The organism is Bordetella genomosp. 5 (assembly GCF_002261315.1).
Classification (GTDB): Bacteria; Pseudomonadota; Gammaproteobacteria; order Burkholderiales; family Burkholderiaceae_B; genus Bordetella.
This window is the reverse complement of the sequence record NZ_NEVP01000002.1, coordinates 74,715-96,820: the sequence shown is the minus strand read 5'-3', so window position 1 is coordinate 96,820 and position 22,106 is coordinate 74,715. Positions and strand designations below refer to the sequence as shown.

General features: G+C 67.0%; 19 protein-coding genes. 8 read left to right on the top strand and 11 right to left on the bottom strand.

Going from position 1 to position 22,106, the window contains the following annotated elements; all coding sequences use genetic code 11:
- Positions 1-76: 76 nt before the first annotated feature.
- From CAL25_RS04940 to CAL25_RS04930, 3 genes are all read left to right on the top strand, one after another.
- The gene (locus tag CAL25_RS04940) at positions 77-1,723 is read left to right on the top strand and encodes an electron transfer flavoprotein-ubiquinone oxidoreductase (RefSeq protein WP_170948387.1); all 1,647 of its coding nucleotides are present in this window, start codon (positions 77-79) and stop codon (positions 1,721-1,723) included.
- Between the two features lie 117 nt (positions 1,724-1,840).
- Positions 1,841-2,680, top strand: coding sequence for an NAD-dependent epimerase/dehydratase family protein (locus CAL25_RS04935; RefSeq protein WP_094798844.1), 840 nt, complete (start codon positions 1,841-1,843; stop codon positions 2,678-2,680).
- A 178-nt stretch (positions 2,681-2,858) separates the two neighbouring features.
- The gene (locus tag CAL25_RS04930; protein WP_094798843.1) at positions 2,859-3,203 is read left to right on the top strand and encodes an antibiotic biosynthesis monooxygenase family protein; all 345 of its coding nucleotides are present in this window, start codon (positions 2,859-2,861) and stop codon (positions 3,201-3,203) included.
- 15 nt (positions 3,204-3,218) lie between these two features.
- Here CAL25_RS04930 and ltaE read toward each other — a convergent pair whose 3' ends face one another.
- The 6 genes from ltaE to CAL25_RS04900 all read right to left on the bottom strand — a co-directional run bounded on the left by ltaE (position 3,219) and on the right by CAL25_RS04900 (position 11,096).
- Positions 3,219-4,241 carry a low-specificity L-threonine aldolase gene (gene ltaE / locus CAL25_RS04925; protein ID WP_094798842.1) on the bottom strand — a complete coding sequence of 341 codons (1,023 nt, stop codon included), beginning with the start codon at positions 4,239-4,241 and terminating at the stop codon, positions 3,219-3,221.
- Between the two features lie 41 nt (positions 4,242-4,282).
- Positions 4,283-5,158 carry a DMT family transporter gene (locus tag CAL25_RS04920; protein WP_094798841.1) on the bottom strand — a complete coding sequence of 292 codons (876 nt, stop codon included), beginning with the start codon at positions 5,156-5,158 and terminating at the stop codon, positions 4,283-4,285.
- Between the two features lie 125 nt (positions 5,159-5,283).
- Complete coding sequence (gene acs / locus CAL25_RS04915) at positions 5,284-7,263, bottom strand: acetate--CoA ligase (RefSeq protein WP_094798840.1); 1,980 nt, start codon at positions 7,261-7,263, stop codon at positions 5,284-5,286.
- A gap of 217 nt (positions 7,264-7,480) precedes the next feature.
- Positions 7,481-8,713, bottom strand: a complete 1,233-nt coding sequence (locus CAL25_RS04910; protein WP_170948391.1) for an MFS transporter — start codon at positions 8,711-8,713, stop codon at positions 7,481-7,483.
- Positions 8,714-8,802: 89 nt separating this feature from the next.
- On the bottom strand, positions 8,803-9,210 hold the full coding sequence (locus CAL25_RS04905) for a GlcG/HbpS family heme-binding protein (RefSeq protein ID WP_094798838.1): 408 nt from the start codon (positions 9,208-9,210) through the stop codon (positions 8,803-8,805).
- Entirely contained in the window at positions 9,207-11,096 is a 1,890-nt protein-coding gene (locus CAL25_RS04900; protein ID WP_094798837.1) for a propionate--CoA ligase, read from the bottom strand. The genes CAL25_RS04905 and CAL25_RS04900 overlap by 4 nt, the downstream gene beginning before the upstream one ends.
- A gap of 252 nt (positions 11,097-11,348) precedes the next feature.
- Between CAL25_RS04900 and CAL25_RS04895 the strand changes: the two genes are divergently transcribed.
- Entirely contained in the window at positions 11,349-12,023 is a 675-nt protein-coding gene (locus CAL25_RS04895; protein ID WP_094798836.1) for a C40 family peptidase, read from the top strand.
- Between the two features lie 387 nt (positions 12,024-12,410).
- Here CAL25_RS04895 and CAL25_RS04890 read toward each other — a convergent pair whose 3' ends face one another.
- From CAL25_RS04890 to CAL25_RS04875, 4 genes are all read right to left on the bottom strand, one after another.
- The gene (locus CAL25_RS04890) at positions 12,411-12,752 is read right to left on the bottom strand and encodes a DUF2325 domain-containing protein (protein ID WP_094798835.1); all 342 of its coding nucleotides are present in this window, start codon (positions 12,750-12,752) and stop codon (positions 12,411-12,413) included.
- A gap of 203 nt (positions 12,753-12,955) precedes the next feature.
- Positions 12,956-13,900 (bottom strand): CysB family HTH-type transcriptional regulator, encoded by a 945-nt coding sequence (locus CAL25_RS04885; protein WP_094798834.1) that lies wholly within the window; start codon positions 13,898-13,900, stop codon positions 12,956-12,958.
- Positions 13,901-14,147: 247 nt separating this feature from the next.
- Entirely contained in the window at positions 14,148-15,641 is a 1,494-nt protein-coding gene (locus tag CAL25_RS04880) for a CoA-acylating methylmalonate-semialdehyde dehydrogenase (protein ID WP_094798833.1), read from the bottom strand.
- A 93-nt stretch (positions 15,642-15,734) separates the two neighbouring features.
- Positions 15,735-16,958: an ABC transporter substrate-binding protein gene (locus tag CAL25_RS04875; protein WP_094798832.1), complete on the bottom strand. Its 1,224-nt coding sequence runs from the start codon at positions 16,956-16,958 to the stop codon at positions 15,735-15,737.
- Between the two features lie 189 nt (positions 16,959-17,147).
- Here CAL25_RS04875 and CAL25_RS04870 point away from each other — a divergent pair, with 189 nt between their 5' ends.
- Entirely contained in the window at positions 17,148-18,068 is a 921-nt protein-coding gene (locus tag CAL25_RS04870; protein WP_094798831.1) for a LysR family transcriptional regulator, read from the top strand.
- Positions 18,069-18,176: 108 nt separating this feature from the next.
- Here CAL25_RS04870 and lptF read toward each other — a convergent pair whose 3' ends face one another.
- A complete protein-coding gene (lptF, locus tag CAL25_RS04865) occupies positions 18,177-19,295 on the bottom strand; it encodes an LPS export ABC transporter permease LptF (RefSeq protein ID WP_094798830.1) in 1,119 nt (372 codons plus the stop codon).
- 54 nt (positions 19,296-19,349) lie between these two features.
- On the opposite strand from lptF, the gene CAL25_RS04860 reads away from it, so the two are divergent.
- The 3 genes from CAL25_RS04860 to CAL25_RS04850 are packed head-to-tail and all read left to right on the top strand — an operon-like array spanning position 19,350 to position 21,962.
- Positions 19,350-20,858, top strand: coding sequence for a leucyl aminopeptidase (locus tag CAL25_RS04860; protein ID WP_094798829.1), 1,509 nt, complete (start codon positions 19,350-19,352; stop codon positions 20,856-20,858).
- Between the two features lie 13 nt (positions 20,859-20,871).
- A complete protein-coding gene (locus CAL25_RS04855) occupies positions 20,872-21,312 on the top strand; it encodes a DNA polymerase III subunit chi (protein WP_094798828.1) in 441 nt (146 codons plus the stop codon).
- A 38-nt stretch (positions 21,313-21,350) separates the two neighbouring features.
- A complete protein-coding gene (locus CAL25_RS04850) occupies positions 21,351-21,962 on the top strand; it encodes a hypothetical protein (RefSeq protein WP_094798827.1) in 612 nt (203 codons plus the stop codon).
- Positions 21,963-22,106: the final 144 nt, after the last annotated feature.

Sequence of the window (22,106 nt, the reverse complement as noted above, 5' to 3'; positions counted from 1 at the left end):
AGCCTGTGTGCAGGCTGCAATACAATCATTGATAATAGCGCCAGCCAGACCAGGATACATAGAGGGGAATTTCGTAATGTCTGAACGCGAGTCGATGGAATACGACGTGGTGATTGTCGGCGGAGGTCCTGCCGGTCTCTCCACCGCCATCCGCCTGAAGCAGCTTGCCGCCGAGAAGAATCAAGAGATCGGTGTCTGCGTCCTGGAAAAAGGCGCGGCCATCGGCGCGCACATTCTGTCCGGCGCGGTCATGGACCCGAGCGCCCTGACCGAGCTGATCCCCGATTGGAAAGAAAAAGGCGCGCCGCTGAACGTGCCCGTCACCCAGGACAAGTTTTTGTTCCTGAGCGCGACCGGCGCGCGCAGCACCCCCGAGTGGATGCTGCCCGAGTGCTTCCACAACAAGGGCAATTACATCGTGCGCCTGGGCGATGTCGCCCAATGGATGGGCGAGCAGGCCGAAGCGCTGGGCGTCGACATCTTCCCGGGCTTTGCCGCCGCCGAGATTCTCTATGACGAGGCCGGCGCTGTCCGCGGCGTGGCCACGGGTGACATGGGCGTGGCCCGCGATGGCTCGCACACCGACCATTACCAGCCCGGCATGGAACTGCTGGCGCGCTACACCATCTTCGCCGAAGGCTCGCGCGGCCAGCTCGGCCGCCAGCTGATCGAACGCTTCAAGCTCGACGAAGGCCGCAACGCCCAGAGCTACGGCATCGGCATCAAAGAAATGTGGGAAGTCGATCCGGCCCAGGCGCGTCCCGGTCTGGTGGTACACACCGCCGGCTGGCCGCTCGACGCCGACACCTACGGCGGCTCGTTCCTCTATCACCTCGACAACAACATCGTGGCGGTGGGCCTGATCGTCGGCCTCGATTACGCCAACCCGTGGCTGTCGCCGTTCGAAGAGTTCCAGCGCTACAAAACCCACCCCGCGATCCGCGGCACGTTCGAAGGCGGCAAGCGCATCGCCTACGGCGCGCGCGCCATCACGGCGGGCGGCCTGCTGGCGTTGCCCAAGCTCACCTTCCCCGGCGGCGCGATGGTCGGCTGTGAGGCCGGCTTCCTGAATGCATCGCGCATCAAGGGCAGCCACGCCGCGATCAAGTCGGGCATGCTGGCCGCCGAAGCCGCCTTCGACGCGATCGTCGCCGACCGCCGCCAGGACGAACTGGCCGCTTACCCGGCCGCGTTCGAAAGCTCGTGGCTGCACGCCGAACTGAACAAGGCGCGCAACTTCAAGCAGTGGTTCAAGAAGGGCCGCACCGTGGGCGTGCTCATGACCGGCATCGAACAGCTGCTGTTCAAGGGCAAGATGCCCTGGTCGCTGCGCAACAACAAGCCGGACCACGCCTGTCTGCAGCCCGCCTCGCAATGCGCACGCATCGACTACCCGAAGCCGGATGGCAAGCTCACCTTCGATCGCCTGGGTTCGGTGTTCATCTCGAATACCAACCACGAAGAAAACGAGCCGATCCACCTGACGCTCAAGGACCCCACCATCCCGGTCGCGGTCAACCTGGCCACCTATGGCGGCCCCGAGGCCCGCTACTGTCCGGCCGGCGTGTACGAGTTCATCAAGGATGACCACGGCGCCGATCGTCTGCAGATCAACGCGCAGAACTGCGTGCACTGCAAGACCTGCGACATCAAGGATCCCAAGCAGAATATCGTCTGGGTCGCTCCGCAGGGCGGCGAAGGTCCGGTGTACAACGGCATGTGACGCGGGCGCTCGCGCCCACGTATCAGCGCCTGCCGGGTCACCGATCCGGCAGGCGTTTTGTTTTCAGCGCCAGCAGCCTGCCCGGCGGGCGGCCTCGCCCTTATTTGGAGTGACAAAATGACTGAACGGATATTGCTGGCGGGTTGTGGCGATCTCGGCATGCGCGCGGCGCAGCGCCTGATCGCGCGCGGCGACGAGGTCTGGGCGCTGCGGCGCAACCCGCCGGCCGGCGCACCGGCCGGCATCCGCTGGATCGCCGCCGACCTCGCCGACCCGGCCAGTCTCGCGCAGCTGCCGAAGGGCATCTCGCGCGTGGCCTACCTGCCCACGCCGGGCGGCCGCGAACCGGAGCGTTACCGCGCGGTGTTCATCGATGGCCTGGCCAATCTGCTGGCGGCGCTCGACGCCGCCGCGCTCGAGCGCGTGCTGTTTGTGTCGTCGAGCGCCGTCTACGGCGGCCATGATGGCGAATGGATCGACGAAACCACGCCCGAGGCGCCGCAGGGGTTCAACGGCCGCATTCTGCTCGAGGCCGAGACGTGGTTGCACGCGCAACCGTTCGAGACCGTATCGCTGCGCCTGTCCGGGCTGTACGGTCCCGGCCGCGTCCAGCTGCTGCAGCGCCTGCGAGCCGGCAGCGCGGCCGCGCCCCGCACACCGCCGCACTGGGCCAACCGGATTCACATCGACGATGCGGCCGCCGCGGTGGCGCATCTGCTGCACCTGCCGCAGGTGCAACCCTGCTACCTCGGTGCGGACGACACGCCGCTGCCACTCGACGTGCTCTATGCCCATCTCGCCCAGCTGCTCGGCGCCCCCGTTCCACCTGACGGCCCCGCGCCGGCCGGCGTGGGAAGCAAACGCATGAGCAACGCGCGCCTGCGCGCCTCCGGCCTGACGCTCGCGTGGCCCGATTCGCGCGAAGGCTATCGCGCGCTGATCGACGCGGGCGCCTGACGCGCCCTGCCCTGGCCTGGCGCCGCGGCACGCACCGGCGGGCGCGCCGGGTGTGGGCACGGCTCACGGCATCCACGCTTCGAGGCGCATCGAAGCGTGCGCCGGGCCGGCCCTCGATACTTGCGCTGATCCCGTGCGCCGGATCGTGCCCGCGCCACCCGCCTGACCTGGAGCTCCCATGATTGCCGTCATCTTCGAAGTCGTGCCCGCCGAGGGCCAGCGCGACACCTACCTCGACATCGCCGCCGGGCTGGTGCCTCATCTGCGTGAGATGGACGGCTTCATTTCGGTGGAGCGCTTTCAGAGCCTGAGCACGCCGGGAAAGATCCTGTCGCTCTCGTTCTGGCGCGACGAGGCCGCCGTGCAGGCCTGGCGCAATCGCGCCGAACATCGCGCGGCGCAGGCCGCGGGGCGGTCCGGTGTATTTGCCGACTACCGGCTGCGCATTGCGAGCGTGATCCGCGACTACGGGATGGAGGCGCGTGAGCAGGCGCCGGCCGACAGCCGCGCCGCTCACGCCTGAACCTGCTCTTGCCGGTCAGCGCCCGGCGGTCGAGCAATAATCGGCCACGGCGCGCACCACGCGGCGGATGTCGTCCGCGCTCACGTCCAGGTGCGTGACGAGCCGGGTCGGGCCGCCGTAGACCGCCCGCATTTTGATCCCCTGCCCGTCCAGCGCCGCCTGCAGGCCCTCGCAACGTGCAGGCTCGAACTCGACGAACACCATGTTGGTCTGCTGCGAGACCACGCGCACGCCGTCGATCGCACGCAGGCCTTCGGCCAGGGCCGCGGCATTGGCGTGATCGTCGGCCAGACGCGCCACGTGATGGTCCAAGGCGTAATGGCACGCGGCGGCCAGCATGCCGGCCTGCCGCATCCCGCCACCCACGACCTTGCGCCAACGGCGCGCCTGCGCGATCAGCTCGCGGCTGCCTACCAGTACCGACCCGACCGGCGCGCCCAGCCCCTTGGAAAAGCAGATCGAGACGCTGTCGAAGGGTTCGCATAGGGTGCGCAGGTCCAGGCCGGTGGCCACCGAGGCGTTCAACACGCGCGCGCCGTCGAGGTGCACGCCCAGACCATGTTCGCGCGCGAACGCGGCCGCACGCACAATGTAGTCCTGCGGGATCACCTTGCCGTGAAAGGTATTCTCGAGCGCCAGCAGGCGGGTGCGCGCGTAGTGCGGATCGCCCACCGGCTTGATGGCGGCGGCCAGCTTCTCGAGCGGCAGCGTGCCGTCGGCGGCGTGCTCGATGGGCTGCGGCTGAATGCTGCCCAGCACGGCGGCGCCGCCGCCTTCGTATTTGTAGGTGTGCGCGAGCTGGCCCACCAGGTATTCGTCGCCGCGGCCACAATGCGCCATGAGGCCCACCAGGTTGCTCTGGGTGCCGGACGGGCAGTAGAGGCCGGCCTCTTTGCCGGCGCGCTCGGCGACCGCCGCCTCGAGATCGCGCACACTCGGATCATCGCCCATCACGTCATCGCCCACCGGCGCGTTCAGCATGGCCTCGCGCATGGCGGCGGTCGGGCGGGTCACGGTGTCACTGCGTAAGTCGATCATCGTCGTTCCTTGTCGAATCTGTTGCCAGTCAAAAGCCGGCGTCAGGCGCGAGCCGCTCGGCTCACGACCAGAATACCGGTCAGGATGAGTGCCATGCCGCCCAACTCGGCGCCATGGGGTTGTTCATGCAGGATCAGCCAGGCGAGCAGCATCGCCACGACCGGCACGCCCAGGCTGGACAGGCCCGCCACCGACGCCGGCAGCCGCCGCACGACCGCCAGCCACAGCAGCCACGCCAGCGCCGAGGCCACGAGCACGATATAGCTCATGCCGGTCCAGAGCTGCCAGCCCCACTGCGCTTCGATCTGCGGCACGAGCCAGGCCACCGGCGTGATCGCCAGACCGCCGATCAGCATCTGCCATGCGGTGAACGTGATGATATCGGGCCGATGCGTCTCGAACATGCGCTTGGACAATACCGTACCCAGGCCCCAGCAGAAACCGCTGGCCACGCCCAGCAGCACGGTGCCGAGGTCGCCCATGCCCGCCCAGGGCTGCACGAACAGCACCAGGCCGGCGCCGGCCAGCGCGATGCCCGCCCAATGACGCCAGCCGGGGCGCTCGCCCAGAATGGCCCAGGCCAGCAGCACCACCCAGAACGGCATCGTGTAGGCCATGAGCGAGACCTTGCCGACGCCGCCCGTTACCAGCGCCGTCTGGACGAAGCCCTGAAAGGCCGCGGTCTGGCTCAGGCCGACCGCGAGCGTGAGCTTCCAGGGTGGCATGGCGAGCGGGCGGCCGGTGCACACCAGCACCACGAACAGCACGGCCGCGCCGCTGAGATATCTCACCACCACGAAATCGTAGGGGCCGATATACGGCACGACGAGCTTCATGGCGATCCAGCTGCCCGCCCACACCAGGACGGTGCTCAACATCAGAGCCAGCCCCGTACGGTCAAATCCCCCGCGATTCACACCCTGCCCCCCCACAAAAAAAAAAAATCGCAAAAAAAAACCTGCACGGGGATTCCGTGCAGGTTTTGCATTATGCGCCTGTCGCGGTGCGCCAGCCGAACAGGCGCGGGCGCGACAGGTTGCGTTTACAACGATTTGGCGAGCTGTTCGAGGATCGCGGGGTTTTCGAGCGTGGACACGTCCTGGGTGACCTCTTCGCCCTTGGCGACCACGCGCAGCAGGCGGCGCATGATCTTGCCCGACCGGGTCTTGGGCAGGTTGTCGCCGAAGCGGATGTCCTTGGGCTTGGCGATCGGGCCGATCTCCTTGGCCACGTGATCGCGTAGCAGCTTGGCGATCTGCTGCGCCTCTTCGCCCTCGGGCCGCGCGCGCTTGAGCACCACGAAGGCGACCACCGCCTCGCCGGTGGTGTCGTCGGGACGGCCCACCACGGCCGCCTCGGCCACCAGCTCGTGCGCCACCAGCGCCGACTCCACCTCCATCGTGCCCAGGCGATGGCCCGAGACGTTGAGGACGTCGTCGATGCGGCCCATGATCCAGAAGTAGCCGTCGGCGTCGCGCTGCGCGCCATCGCCCGCGAGGTAATAACCGCGCAGCTCGGGCGGGAAGTAGCTCTTCTTGAAGCGCTCCGGATCGCCCCAGATGGTGCGGATCATGGCGGGCCAGGGCCGCTTGATCACCAGGAAGCCGCCATTGCCCTGCTCGACGTCGCCGCCGGTCTCGTCGACGATCGCCGCGGTGATCCCCGGCAGCGGCAGCGTGCACGAACCCGGCTTGAGCGGCGTGGCGCCCGGCAGCGGCGTGATCATGTGGCCGCCGGTCTCGGTCTGCCACCAGGTATCCACGATCGGGCAGCGTTCGCGGCCAACGTTCTTGTGATACCAGATCCAGGCTTCGGGATTGATCGGTTCGCCGACCGTGCCGATGATGCGCAGCGAATCGAGCGCGTAGTTCTTCGGATGGGTGGCCGGCGTGGCTTCGGCAGCCTTGATGAGCGACCGGATGGCCGTGGGCGCGGTGTAGAACACCGACACCTTGTGGCGCGCGATCATGTCCCAGAAGCGACCGGCGTCCGGATAGGTGGGCACGCCTTCGAACACGACCTGGGTCAGGCCGGCGGCCAGCGGACCATAGGTGATGTAGGTGTGGCCCGTGATCCAGCCCACGTCGGCCGTGCACCAGTACACGTCGTCGGCGCGCGCATCGAAGGTCCATTTGACCGTGAGCAGCGACCACAGCAGATAGCCGGCGGAGGCGTGCTGCACGCCCTTGGGCTTGCCCGTGGAACCCGACGTGTAGAGGATGAAGAGCGGATGCTCGGCTTCGACCGGCACCGGTTCGCAGGTATCGGCCTGGCCGGATTCGACGTCGTGCATCCACAGGTCGCGGCCCTCGGTCCAGGCGACCTTGCCACCGGTGCGGCGGTAGACCACGACCTGCTTCACGGCCTCGCAGCCACCCATCGCGAAGGCATCCTCGACGGCGGGCTTGAGCGGGATCGTCTTGCCGCCGCGCACCTGCTCATCGGCGGTGATGACGAGCGAGGCGCCCACGTCGACGATGCGCTCCTGCAGGCTCTTGGCCGAGAAGCCGCCGAACACGACCGAGTGCGTCACGCCCAGGCGGGCACATGCCTGCATCGCGACGACCGCCTCGATGGACATGGGCATGTAGATGATGGCGCGGTCGCCCTTCTTGTAGCCGAGCGACTTCAGCCCATTGGCGAAGCGGCACACCCGCGCCAGCAATTCGCGGTAGCTGACCTTGACGCTCTTGCCATCGTCGGACTCGAAGATGATGGCGGTCTTGTCGGCGTTGCCGTTGGTCAGGTGCACGTCGAGGCAGTTGGCCGAGACGTTGAGCTCGCCGTCGCCGAACCAGCGGTAGAACGGCGCGTTGCTCTCATCGAGCACCTGGGTGAACGGCTTGGTCCATTGCAGGTTCTCGCGCGCATGGCGCGACCAGAACCCGTCGAAATCTTGTTCGGCTTCCTGGCAGAGGGCGCGGTAGGCCTCCATGCCGGAAATCGCAGCGCCTTTGACGGCCTGCTCGGGCGGCGGAAACACGCGGGTTTCGACCAGCACGGATTGGATGGCATTCGACATGGTTTTGTCTCCGAATAGTGATTTTGGTGCTGCCGTTTTTGCCGACACGCAACCGTATCGCCATGCTCTTACTGGCACCTTACGCTCTCGCCGCGACGCAGCGCAGCAAAAAACAAGTGCCGCATGGTGGGCCAAGTCACTAGGATAGCAGTCGTGCCTCACCGCTGCTTGAACGGCCCGGCGCGTTGCACACCGGGCCGCGAACGCGATACGCGTTTCAGGTCGCCGACGCGTGACGCCGCGCGAGACCGCGAGCGACATCCACGCGCGACAGCAGCAACAGGCCGCCCACGAAGAAGAGCCCGGTGATCAGGATGGCCAGACGATGATTGCCCACGGTGACCCAGGTGACCAGGCCATAGGTGAGCGGCCCCACGACCGCGGCCAGCTGAATGGCGAAGGTCCAGAGCGCGAAGAACTCGGCGAGGCGGCCTTCGGGCGCCAGCGCGCCGGTCATGGCGCGCCCGGCGCTCTGGCTCGTGCCCATGCACAAGCCCGCAAGCACGGCGGCCACCCAGAACACGGCGACGGTGACGGCGAGATACGCGACGATCACCATCACGATCCAGCCGACAAGCGTGATCGCCAGCGCCCGCTTGTGGCCGATGCGATCCTGCACATAACCGAAGCTGAAGGCACCGAGCGCCGCGCCGATGTTGACAGTGAACACCAGCATCATGATCTGCGGCATCGTGAAGCCCATGACCTGCTCCGCATACACGGCGGCCAGCGTCACGACCACGGCAATACCCGCCTGATAGCAGGCGCCGCACAACAACAGGCCGCGAAACTCGGGATAGTGTTCGCCGGTTTCGCGCCACGAGCGCGCCAGACGGCCCAGCATATTGGGCGCCTGCAGCGTGGCCGCGTGGGGCACGGCCCGCTCCCGCAGGAAGAAGAAAGAGGGCAATGCCGACAGGCCGAACATCACCGCGGTGATCACGATCACCCACGGCACGTAATCGGTGGCGCCCAGACCGCGCGCTTCGCCCCACATGACCAGCGCCAGCGACAGGCCGAGCGTGAGCATGCCGCCGCAATAGCCGAAGCTCCAGCCCCAGCCGGACACCCGGCCCAGCGCATGGGGGCGCGCCAGTTCGGGCAGGAACGCGGCTATCACCGATTCGCCGACGCAGTAGCAGTAATTGGAGATGGCGATCGCGGCCAGCGCCAGCCACACGTCGCCCGGCCCGGCCTGGGTCAGGACCAGCGTGGCCAGGACGCAGCCCAGCGTGCTGGTGTAGAGCAGCCTGCGCTTGGACGCGCGCGCATCGGCGCGGGCGCCCAGCGTGGGCATGGTCAGCATGATGGCCAGATAGGAGACGGACAGCGCCGCGGTCCAGGCCAGCGTGGCCCAGGGCGCCCGGCCCCCCACTACGCTGACGAAATAGGTGCTGAACACCGTCGTGAGAATGACGGTGGTGTAGCCGGAATTGGCGAAGTCGTACATCGCCCAGGCCCAGACCTCGCGGCGCGTTACGCCGGGGTTGAGCGCGCTGCCCGCGCGGGGCAGCGCCTCACTCGCGCCGGTGGTTGGGCTCACAAACCGATCGCCGCGATGCCCGCACGGGCGATTTCAGCGTCTTCGGTGGACTTGACGCCCGACACACCGACCGCGCCGAGGGTCTCGCCATTGGCCTGAATCGGCACGCCGCCTTCGAGCATGCCTTCGATCGACGGGGCGGACAGGAACGAGTAACGGCCGTTGTTGATGATTTCTTCGTAGATGCGCGACTCGCGGCGGCCGAGTGCCGCGGTGCGGGCCTTGGCCGGTGCGATGTGCGAGGAAATCGGCGCCGCGCCATCACCGCGCAGCATGCCCAGCAGGTGGCCGCCATCGTCGACCACGGCGATGGAGACCGCCCATTTGTTGGCCAGCGCATGCGCTTCGGCGGCCGCGAGGATCTTCTTGACGTCTTCCGCGACCAGCACGGGTTTGGTTTTCATTGCAGCGATTCCTTGATGTGTTCGAGGGCGACAGGATCTTCGATGGTGGTGAGATCGCCGGGATCGCGGCCTTCGCAGACCGCCACGATCGCGCGCCGCAGCACCTTGCCGGAACGCGTTTTGGGCAAGGCCCCCACGAACCGGATCCGGGCCGGCCGCGCCACCGCGCCGAGCTGATCTTCCACCAGCCGCATGATATCGCCTTCCAGCGCGGTGGCACGGTCCTGGCCCTCCGCCTGCTCGGGCGACTTTAGCACCACGAATGCCATCGCGACCTGCCCTTTCAAACTATCGGACACACCCACGACGGCGCATTCCGCCACGCCCGTATGGCTGTTGATCGACTCCTCGATCTCGCGCGTTCCGAGGCGGTGCCCGGCCACGTTGATCACGTCGTCGGTGCGTCCGAGAATGAACCAGTACCCGTCGGCGTCGACCCGCCCCCAATCGAAGGTGGAATACAGCTGACGGCCGGGCACCGACGTGAAGTAGGTCTGCACGAAACGCTCGTCGTCGCCCCAGATCGTGCTCATCGCGCCCGGCGGCAGCGGCGGCACGATGGCCACCACCCCTTTCTCGTCGGGCCCCAGGTCGCGACCGTCCGTCTCGCTCACGATGCGCACATCGAAGCCGTACACCGGGAACGACGGACTGCCGAAGCGCGTGGGCACGCGCTCCACGCCGGGTTGCGCGGACAGGATCGGCCAGCCCGACTCGGTCTGCCAGTAGTTGTCGATGATGGGCTTGCCCAGGCCCTGCGAGATCCACTCGGCGGTCGGCTCGTCGAGCGGCTCGCCGGCCAGATACACGGCGCGCAGCGAGGACAGGTCGTACTGCTTGAGCAGCGCGGGGTCCTGGCGCTTGAGCACCCGCACCGCGGTCGGGGCCGAAAAAAGCGTATTGACGCGATAGCGCTCGACCAGCCGCCACAGAATGCCGCCATCCGGACGCACCGGCGTGCCTTCATAGAGCAAGGTGGCCTGCCCGCCGATCAGGGGGCCGTAGACGATGTACGAATGACCGACCACCCAGCCGATGTCGCTGGTGCAGAAGTAGGTGTCGCCCGGCGCGCCGTCGAACAGGTATTCCATCGAGGCGGCCAGCGCCACGGCATAGCCGCCCGTGTCGCGTTGCACGCCCTTGGGCCGGCCGGTGGTGCCGGAGGTGTACAGGATATAGCTCGGCGCGGACGATTCGAGCCAGGTGACGGGCACGCGGGCCCCCTCGTGGCGCGCACGCAGCGTCGCGTAATCGAGGTCGCGCTCGGGCTGCCGCTCGACCTCCACCAGCCCCCGGTCGAACATCACCACATGCGCGGGCGGGCTCTTGGCCAGCGCGAGCGCCCGGTCCAGCAGCGGTTTGTAGGCCACCACCTTGCCGCCGCGCGAGCCGCCGTCGGTGCACACCACCACCTTGGGCGCCGCGTCGTCGATGCGCTGCGCCAGATTTACCGACGCGAAGCCCCCGAACACCACGGAATGCACGGCGCCGATGCGCGCACACGCCAGCATCGTGAAGACGGCCTGCGGCACCATCGGCATGTACAGCAGCACGCGATCGCCCTCGCCCACCCCCAGCGACTGCAGCATCGCCGCGACCGCGTTGACCTCCTCGAACAGCTGCTGGCGCGTGTAGGTCCGCTGCTGGTCGACCTCGGTCGACTCCCAGATGAGTGCCGGGCGGTCGGCCTGCTGGGGCAACCAGCGATCGACCGCGTTGTAGCAGAGATTGGTACGTCCCCCAACGAACCACTTGGCGAAGGGCGGCCGGGAAAAGTCCAGAACCTCGTCGAAAGGTTTCTCCCAGTGAATCCGTTCCGCTTCCTCGCGCCAAAAATTGTTACTATCTTGAATAGAACGGTAATGGAAATCCCGGGTTCTCTTCATTGCAGTCTCCTGGTATGGTCCGTTAGCTCTCGGGCAACTCGGTTTTACCTCTGGGGATTCTCAGCGCAAAAGCTTGCGTGAGGCTTGCCCCGGGACCCGGGGATTCCCCGAGGTCCGTCTGACGATTCCGCTAAAAAGCGCACCGAAAGGGTGCTTTTTGCCATCCTATCGTCACGATAGGTTTGGTAAACTCCTTGAAAATTTTTCTTTCACTCCAGGGAACTGTCCCCGACATCCCTGGTTACGGCGAGCATGCATCGACACTCCACCCTCGCGCTACCTGACATCCTCTCCCGCCACGCGCAGCGTAGCTTGCGTCTGCTGGCGGCCGCATGTTGTGTAGCCGGGCTCGTGGGTTGTGCCGGTACCGCATCGAATAAAACGAACTCGTTCGCGTACAGCTCCGAGATCGATCCCTACGAAACCGACTGGGTGGCCACGGCCGACGATCCGATCGGCCTGCTCGTCACGCACAAGCTCAAGCGCGAACGCCAACGCGAAGTCCAGGCGCCGTTCGGCACCGACAGCGTGCTCGTGGCCGAAGCCCTCAACCAGCTGGGTGTGCGCTATCGCTTCGGCGGCAACACGCCCGACACCGGCTTTGATTGCAGCGGCTTCGTGGTCTGGTCGGTCGAGCGCTCGCTGGGCGTGAAGCTGCCACGCAACTCCGCCGAGATGGCCCGCACGTCGACCAGCATCGACAAAAAAGAGCTGCGCCCGGGCGACCTGGTGTTCTTCAACACGCTCGGCCGTCGCTACTCGCACGTGGGCATCTACATGGGCGACGACCGCTTCGTGCACTCGCCCAGCGCCGGCGGCGTGGTCCGCGTCGAGAACATGACCATGGCCTACTGGTCCAAGCGCTACAACGGCGCCCGCCGGATCGACGGCGCCCTGCTCGCCTCCGCCCGCGCCTCGCGCAACTGAGGCACAGCACGCCCCACAAAAGAGCGCCCTCGAGGCGCTTTTTTGTCGCTGGGCCGTCCCAAGACAAAAACGGCCCCCTCGGGGGGCAGCAAGCCGAAGGCGCCGCGTGGGGGCGTTCTGCTGTCGCTGGGCCGTCCCAAGACAAAACGGCATCCCACAACAAAAAAGGCATCGCCGGAATCTTCCGGCGATGCCCCAAAAAGACGGCTGACTCAGCCGCCGCTTCAGCTCACGGCGTCCGCCGCGAGGGCGGGCGCCGCGTGCGGCCCGGCAAGGGGCGCGCACTGAGCGACGTACTGGCCTTCCGGCGGCAAAAGAGGATAAGACGACGAGGCGGTGGATGCGGCGCGGTGCGCGCGCTCCCCCGATGGGGCTGCGCCCCGGCGATCAGTTCGGCTTGCCCTTGTTGGGGCAGTTCGCGCTGTTGGCGCACAGTCCGCATTGCTGCAGCGCCTGCTGCATGCTGCAGACCGAGCGTCGACAAGCGACGACGCGAATGCCGCCGCGCTGGGCCGCATTGCGGAAGGTCTTCATGACGTTATGGCCGAGGAAATCGGTCAGCAGAATGACCAGTTGCGTGCCCGAAGGCAGCTGCAGGGTCTTCTTCTGGTGCGACGGGTCGCGGCCGCTGATGTGATGCGTGATCGAAATGTTGTGCCCCCGGAGCAAATCCGGGATGTTGCCTAGCCTGTCGGCACCCACCACTACTGCGCTGAGCCCTGCGACCATGATGAACCTCGTCCGTCGTTGAATTGGAATTAATGATAATGATTCCCATTGATGCCTTCAACCGAAATAACACTTATTCTTATTTAATTCTTTCAATCGCCCCCTCGATACGCATAGGAACGCCCGCGCCCCGCCCTCTCCCCATGTCGAAAGAGAGCAAAAAAAACCGCCCGTGAGGGCGGCTTTCGTCGTCGGACCCGCGATCAGCGCGGCACGCCCTGGACGGCGTCGGTCACGACCTGGCGGGTGAGCGCGGGCGCCAGCATCTCCAGGAAGGTGTACACGTAGTCGCGCAGGAACACGCCGGCCTTCACGCCGACCCGCGTGGTGTGGGTGCCGAACAGATGGCCGACCGGCAGGCCCACCAGGTTGCTGTCGCGGCGGGGATCGTAGGCGACCCCGGCGATGATGCCGATGCCCAGTCCCACGTCGACGTAGGTCTTGATCACGTCGGCGTCGATCGCCTCGAGCACGATGTCGGGGTGCACGCCCTGGCTGGCGAATACCTCGTCGATCGTGGTCCGCCCGGTGAAGGCGCGGTCGTAGGTCACGATGGGGTATTCGGCCAGCTGCGACAGCGTGATGCGCTTGGCGGCGCTCGAGGTCAGCTCCGCGAGCGGATGATCCGGCCGCACCACCACGGTGTGTTCCCACGCGTACACCGGCAAGGTCGCCAGACCCGGCGTCAGCGCGAGCGACTCGGTCGCCAGCGCCAGGTCGGCCTGTTCGTGCAGCACCATTTCGGCCAGCTGCGACGGGCTGCCTTCGGCGAGCGACAGGTGCACCTTGGGGAATTGCTTGCGGAACGCGGGGATCACGCGCGGCAGCAGGTAGCGCGCCTGCGTGTGCGTGCACGCGATCACCAGCCCGCCTTCGTCGCGGCGGGCGAATTCATCGCTGACTTTTTTGAGGTTATCGACTTCGCGCATGATGCGGTCGATCACCTGCGACACGGCCAGACCGGGTTTGGTCAGACCCTTGATCCGCTTGCCGTGCCGTTCGAAGATCTTGATGCCAAGTTCGTCTTCGAACTCGATGATGGCCTTCGAAACGCCGGGCTGCGACGTGTAGAGCATGCGCGCGGCTTCGGTCAGATTGAAGTCCCGGCGGATGGTCTCCCGCACAAAGCGGAATTGTTGAAGGTTCATGTGAGGCCCCTGATGACAGGAGCTGATTATAGGTAATATAGAACGCAGTCTATATAACTTATAAGCATTTACTTAGCAGGGACGCTTAAGATTGCGGGACGGACCCTCCGTGTATCGGGCAGCCGCGGCGCCGTGCCCGCCGCGGCCATGCCGCGCTCGAGCGTGGCGCCGACGCCAGTACAAAAGCGCGGGGCCGGACCGCCTCCGGTCCGGCCCCGCGCGTCATTCCCTCACGCGACGGACGGGATCAGCGCATGGAAATCGTGGTGTTGACGGAGCGGCCGTGGGCGGACCAGCGCGCGGTGACCGTCTTGGTCTGGGTCCAGAACTGCACCGCCTGCTTGCCGTTGGGGCCCAGGTCGCCCAGCTTGGAGCCGCGCGAGCCCGTGAAGCTGAACCAGGCCACCGGCACCGGGATCGGGATGTTGATGCCGACCTGCCCCACGTCGATGTTGTTCTGGAAGTAGCGGGCGGCGCCCCCGTCCTGGGTGAACAGCGCGACGCCGTTGCCATTGGGATTGCGATTGATGAACGCGACCGCGTCTTCGAGCGTTTCGACGCCCACCACGCACAGCACCGGCCCGAAAATCTCTTCGCGGTAGATCGTCATTTCGTCGGTCACGCCGTCGAAGATCGTGGGGCCGACGAAGTTGCCCGACTCGAAGCCCGACACCTGGATGTTGCGGCCGTCGAGCAGCAGCTTGGCGCCTTCATCCACGCCCTGCTGGATCAGGCCCTCGACACGCTTCTTGGCGTTCGGGGACACGAGCGGGCCGAGATCGGCCTGGCGATCGGTGCCATTGTTGACCTTGAGCTTGCGCGAGCGCTCCACGAAATCGGGCAGCCAGTTGCGTGCCTCGCCCACCAGCACCGCCACCGAGGTGGCCATGCAGCGCTGACCGGCCGCACCGAAGGCGGCGCCGACCAGCTGGTTGAGCGCGACCTCGGGATCGGCATCCGGCAACACCACGCAGTGGTTCTTCGCACCCATCATCGATTGGCAGCGCTTGCCCGCGTTGGAGGCGCGGTTGTAGATCTCGGTGCCCACGCGCGTCGAGCCGATGAAGGACACCGCCTTGATGTCCGGATGCTCGCACAGGCCATTGGCGATATCGGGCCCGCCATGCACCACGTTGAGCACGCCCGGCGGCAGGCCCGCCTCGAGCGCGAGCTGTGCCAGGAACAGCGAGGCCGTGGGATCCTGCTCGGAGGGCTTGAGCACGAAGGTGTTGCCGCAGGCCACCGCGATCGGGAACATGAAGCACGGCAGCATCACCGGGAAATTGAACGCCGTGATGCCGGCGCACACGCCCAGCGGCTGGATCAGCGTGTAGACGTCGATGCCGCCGGCCGCGTTCTCGGCGTATTCGCCCAGCTGCAGGTTCGCGATCGAGCACGCGTGCTCGACCACTTCGAGCCCGCGGCCGACCTCGCCCTCGGCGTCGGGCAGCGTCTTGCCGTGCTCGCGCGTGATCATTTCGGCGAGCTTGGTCGTGTTGTCGCGCAGCAGTTGCTGCAGCTTGAGCATCACGCGCATGCGCGCGCCCTGCCCGCTGTTGCGCCAGGTCTGGAAGGCTTCCTTGGCATTGGCCACGGCGAGATCCAGCTCTTCGCGAGTGGCGAACGGCACTTGCGCCACGACTTCCTGCGTGGCGGGATTGATCACGTCGCGCCATTCGGTGGTCTTGGACTGCACCAGTTTGCCGCCGATCAAGAGCGGTACGCGGGGGACTTCACTCATGGCTTGCTCCTCAGACTGCAGGGTGTTGCGGCACGCGCCGCGATGGGAGGACGGCCCGCCACGCGGGCCGCCGGATAACGAATCGAAGGACGCTCAGTTCTGCTTGACCAGCGGGCAGGTCGAATCGGCGAGCGGCTGGAAGGCCTCGGCCGCGGGAATGGTGGCGACGAGCTTGGAGTAATCCCAGCCGCCCTTCGAGTCGGCGGGCTTCTTGACCTCGTAGAGATACATGTCGTGGATCACGCGGCCGTCGGGACGGATCGAGGCATTGCGCATGATCGGATCCTTGATCGGCAGCTCGCGCATCTTGTCGGCCACGACCTTGCCGTCGGTGCTGCGCGTGGCGGCCACGGCGCGCAGGTAGTGCAGCACGCTCGAGTACACGCCGGCCTGGGTCATGGTGGGCTTGAGGCCGCGGAAGGCTTTTTCGAAACGGGCGGACCAGCCGCGCGTCGCGTCGTCGTAGTCCCAGTAGAAGCCATCGACATACGACAGGCCCTGCGCGTTATCCAGCCCGAGCGCGCGCAGGTCGGACAGGAAAATCAGCAGCGAGACAAGACGCTGGCCACCGGCCACGATGCCGAATTCGCGCGCCTGCTTGACGGCATTGACGGTGTCCTGCCCGCCGTTGGCGAGGGCCACGACCTGGGCCTTGGAGCTTTGCGCCTGCAGCAGATACGAGGCGAAATCGGGTGCGTTCAGCGGATGGCGCACGCTGCCCGCCACCGTCCCGCCCAACGACTTCACCGCCTTCACCGTATCGGCTTCGAGCGAGTGGCCGAAAGCGTAGTCCACGGTCACGAAGAACCAGGACTTGCCGCCCGAGCGCACGGTCGCCTTCGCGCCGCCCGCCGATTGCGAGTAGGTGTCGAACATCCAGTGGAAGCCGACGGGTGAGCATTCCTTATTGGTCAGGGCCGTGGTGGCCGGACCGGAGAACATCACCACTTTGTTTTTCTCGCGGGCGATGCCCTGCACGGCCAGCGCCACCGCCGAGTTGGTGAGGTCCGCGATGGCCGAGACGCCGTCGCGGTCGAACCATTCGCGCGCACGGGCCGCGCCGACGTCGGCCTTGTTCTGATTGTCGGCCGACACCAGCTCGATCTTCATCCCCTTGCATTCGGCGGCCAGGCAATCGTCGATCGCCAATTGCGCCGCGGCCACGGAACCCGGCCCGCCCATGCCGGCATAGGTGCCGGACATATCCGTCAGCACCCCGATCTTGACCGGCGGCATGTCGGCCGCCGCGACGGGTCCCGCTCCCAAAACGACGCCCAGGCCCAACCCTGCAGCGATAGCGCTCACATGCAATTTCATGACCTTGTCTCCGGTGTTTTCTGCCTCCGGCCACCAGCGCGGCCAGGGCATTTTTCGTGGGCTCACTCCCTGCTGCGCGGGACGCGGAACCGGGGTGGCCGGCCTAGTGTAGATGTGTGAAAATCCACCAGCAACGCCAGGAATGCACATTGGTTGTGCATTCATGCACAACCAAATCCAAGGGTCACCATGCTCGATTGGGACAGCCTCCGCTACTTTCTCGAGGTCGCGCGCACCCAGCGCGTCAGCGCGGCGGCACGCCGGCTGGGCGTGGAGCACACCACCGTGTCGCGCCGCATCCGCGGGCTCGAAGCCGAGCTCGGCAGCCTGCTGTTCGAGAAATCCCGCAGCGCCGGGTTCGTGCTCACCGAAGACGGCCAACGGCTGTTCGTTCACGCCGAACAACTCGAAAGCACCGTGCAGACGGCACGCGAAAGCCTCTCGGGCATCGGCCAGGCGCTGTCCGGCCACGTTCGCATCGGGGCGACCGAAGGCTTCGGCAGCTACGTCGTGACGCCGCTGGCCGCGGACTTCCAGCGGCGCTATCCCCACATCACGCTCGATATCCTGCCGGTGCCGCGCTTCGTCAGCCTGTCAAAGCGCGAGGCGGATCTGGCGATCACGATCGAGCGGCCGCAACGCGGGCCCTACATCTGCAGCAAGCTGTGCGACTACACCCTGATGCTCTACGGCACGCCGCAGTATCTGGCGCGCCATGCCCCGATCCGCCGCCGCGAAGACCTGGCCGAGCACAACTTCATCGGCTATGTCGACGAGCTGCTTTTCAGCGAGCGGCTGCGTTACCTCGAAGACCTGCTGCCCAACAGCCGCGTCATGCTACGCAGCACCAGCGTGGTCGCGCAGTACCACGCGGCCTTGCAGGGCCAGTCGCTCGCAATCCTGCCCTGCTTCATCGCCGCCCAGGATCCCCGGCTCGTACCGGTGCTGGACGCGGACGTCGCGATCACGCGCAGCTTCTGGATGTATTGCCACGAAGACCTGTACAAGCTCAAGCGGGTGAGCCTCTTGTGGGATTTCATGCGGCGCTCGGTCGAACACAACACCGGCCTGCTGCAGGGGCAGCGCGGCACGATGCGCTACCTGGCCTGAACGCCCGCGCCCTGTCCGCCCAGCGGGCGCGCGACCGCGCCACGGTCTTAAATCTCGCCCGGAATGCAAAAGGGCGCCGTTGCGGCGCCCTGTGCGGAATGCGATCGATCAGGAAGCGGTGTTCTTCTTGTGATCGCGCGGCGCTTTCACGCGCAGCCGGCGCATCAGCAGGAATGCGAACAGGCCCGCCACGACGGCATGAATGGCCCACACGCCGATACCGAAGCTGATCTTGCCGCTGCCGATCCAGGCGCGCGACAGGTTGATCATGTTCATGTAGAGCAGCCCCACCAGGCCCGCGATCAGCAGGTCGCCCGAGCGGCCCAGGCGCGGATTCACCGCGCCGAGCGGAATCGCGAGCAACGCGAGATTGAGGGCGGCCAGCGGCATCGCGATACGCCACATAATCTGCGACCACGCGCTGTCGGTGTTGTCGGCGATGAGCTGCATGGTCGGACGCGCCTTGCTCGAGCGCTCTGCCGCGGCGCGCGCCTCGGCGAGCGGGTCTTCTCCGCCTTTGCTCTCGAGGCGCAAACCGTAGGTCGCGAACTCGCTCAGCCGCATTTCGGGCGTGCCGGGCTTGAGGTCGTAGCGATTGCCTTCGGACAGCACCAGAAAGCGATCGCCGTTGGCGAGCGTTTCGCTGTGCGCGCTGCGCGCGGTCAGGACGCTGAACCATTCGGGATCGATGGCGCGCGCGAACACGGCGCCGAGCTCGTCACCCGGGCGGGTGGGGTCTTCGGCGAAGAACACCCGGTCGCCGCGGCCCGACTCGGCAAATTGCCCCGCCGCCACCTTGGACAGATCCGAGCGCTGCTCGAAGCGTTCGCGATACTCGCCGATCTGGCGATAGGCCCAGGGCGATGCCATCAGCGTCAGCACGGCGATCAGCGCCGCCACCGGCACCGCGACGCGCAGCACGGGGCGCAGCCAGTCGGCCAGCGACAGGCCGCTGGCGAACCAGACCACCATTTCGGATTCGCGATAATTGCGCGTGACCGTAGTGAGCACCGCGATGAACAGCGACACCGCCAGCACCGTGGGCAGGGCCGTGATCGTGGAGAATGCGGCCAGGCCCATCACCACGTCGGCACCAATGCTGCCACCTGCCGCTTCGCCCAACAGGCGTACGAGCAGAACGCTTAGCCACACGACGACGAGCGTTGAAAACACAACGCCAGCGTGACTGGTAATCTCGCTGACGACTGACCGTTTGAATAGAGACATGGAAGAATTTGCGGGATAATCGTCCGCAACATACGACGCACTCGGGAAATCCCCATGGAATTTAGCACACAGACCACCGCTTCCCTGCATCAAATCAAGACCTCGGCCCTCGCCGTGGGCGTGTTTGCCGATGGCATCCTGAGCCCGGCGGCCGAATTGATCGACCGCGCGGCCAACGGCGCCGTGCGCGCCGTGGTCAAAACCGAATTCCGCGGCCGCGCCGGCGCCACGCTGGTGCTGCGCAGTCTGCAAGGCGTGAGCGCGCAGCGCGTGATTCTGGTGGGCCTGGGCAAGCGCGAGGATTACAACGCGCGCACCCACGCCAGCGCCGAACAGGCCTTCGCCTCGGCATGCGTGGCCGCTCAGCTCACGGAAGGCGTCTCGACGCTGGCCGCCAATGTGATCGACGATGTCTCGATCCGCGCCCGCACCCGCGCCGCCGCGATCTCGGCCGGCGCCGCCACCTATCACTACGACGCCACGTTCGGCAAACCCGACCGCGACGCGCAGCCCAAGCTCAAGAAGATCACGCAGGTCGTCGAGCGCACCGATACCGCGCAGGCGCAGCTCGGCCTGCGCGAGGGCGGCGCCATCGCCAATGGCATGACGCTCACCCGCACGCTGGGCAACCTGCCGGGCAACATCTGCACCCCCACCTATCTCGCCGACACCGCGCGCAAGCTGGCGCGCGAGTTCAAGGGCTCGCTGAAGGTCGAAGTGCTGGATCAGGCCAAGGTCGAAGCGCTGGGCATGGGCTCCTTCGCATCGGTGGCCCGCGGCTCGGCCGAACCGCTGCGCTTCATCGTGCTGCGCTACAGCGGCAAGGCCGCCAAGAAGAGCAAGACGGCGGCCGGTCCGGTGGTGCTGGTCGGCAAAGGCATCACGTTCGACTCGGGCGGCATCTCGATCAAGCCCGCCGCCACGATGGACGAAATGAAGTACGACATGTGCGGCGCGGCGAGCGTGCTGGGCACCTTCCGTGCCCTCGCCGAGCTCGAACTGCCGCTCGACGTGGTCGGCCTGATCGCCGCCTGCGAAAACATGCCCAGCGGCACGGCCAACAAACCGGGCGATGTCGTCACCAGCATGTCCGGCCAGACCATCGAAATCCTCAACACCGACGCCGAAGGCCGCCTGGTGCTGTGCGACGCGCTCACCTACGCCGAACGCTTCAAGCCTTCGGCCGTGATCGACATCGCCACCCTGACCGGCGCATGCGTCGTGGCGCTCGGCAGCGTCAACACCGGCCTGTTCTCGAAGAACGACGATCTGGCCGACGCGCTTCTGACCGCCGGCCGCGAAGCCATGGACACGGCATGGCGCATGCCGATGGACGACGCCTATCAGGATCAGCTGAAGTCCAACTTCGCCGACATCGCCAACATCGGCGGCCCGCAGGCCGGCGCCGTCACGGCGGCGTGCTTCCTGTCGCGTTTCGCCAAGGCGTATCCCTGGGCGCATCTGGACATCGCCGGCACCGCCTGGAAGGGTGGCAAGGACAAGGGCGCCACCGGCCGTCCGGTTCCGCTGCTGATGCAGTACCTGCTCGACCAGGCCGCCTGATGCGGCGCACGGCATGACCCGCGTCGACTTCGCCTTCGGCGCGCCCGACCGCCTGCGCGCAGCCTGCCAGACCGCGCGCAAGCGCTATCTGGCGGGCCAGCGCCTGGTGGTGTACTGCAGTGACGGCACACGTCTGTCGGCCTTCGACCGCATGTTGTGGGCCTTCGACGACACCGCGTTCGTACCGCACGTGCTGGCCAAGGATCCGCTCGCCGACCGCACGCCGATCGTGCTCACGGCCGCGGATCCGCAGGAGGCCCCCGGCATGCCGGATGCGGGCGCCTGGCTGCTCAACCTGGACGATGCCTGCCCGCCTCGCTACGATGGTTTCGAGCGCGTGCTCGAGATCGTCTCCGACGAGGCGGCCGACCGCCAGTCGGCACGCCTGCGCTGGCGCGACTACCAGGCCGCCGGCCACAGCCTGCACAGCCACGATCTGAGCCGCGGCGCCTGAGCGCGCCGCGCGCCAGCCCTCTTTTGTTTCGCATTGCCATGCCCCGCCCCCATACCGATCCCGGCATTCCCACGCTGACCCAGCGGGTCGAGCCCACGCTGCCCTCCGCCAGCGAGGCTGACGACGCGCGCGCGCCTTCGTCGCACGCCGCGCCCGCGCTCGCCGCGGACCCGGCCGAGACGCCCGCCGCCGACGAGTCGCTGCCGTTCGATGTGCCCGTGCTGGATCAGGTCTGGGAGCCCTCGGCGGCGCTGGCGCCCGCCGATCCGCTGGCGGAGCCGATGATCGCCCCGCCGGCCGCCACCTCCCCTGAGCCCGCCGCCGCCACGCCGTGGTCGGCCGACGCGCTCACCGGCTCGCAGGCCGCCTCGCTGGCGGCCGCCAGCCTGACGGAACATGCGGGCGCGCGCACGCCGGCTCCCGCCGTGGCCGCCGCCGTGCCCGTCGCGCCAGCTGCCGCGGCCGCACCCGCCGCCGCCGACCCCGTGCCGCCCGGCGCCGAACCCGTCCTGCGCGCGCTGCTGCAGGCCGAGCTCGAAACCGCCGTGCAAGAGGCCGCCGAGCAGGCCGCCGCCGACATGCGCGCCCGCCTCGAGGCCGACCTGCCGGCGCTGATCGATCGCGCGCTGGCCCGCCTGCGCCGGGGCTGAGAGGAACCCCGACGCCGGCGTTGCGGTCGGATAGGGGTAGCTTGAACGCGCGGAGCCACGCGCGGCTTATCCGTCTTGATTGTCTGCCAACTGGCCCCATATGTTCCAAAATGCTGGATCATTAAGGGAACTGTCAGGTAGACT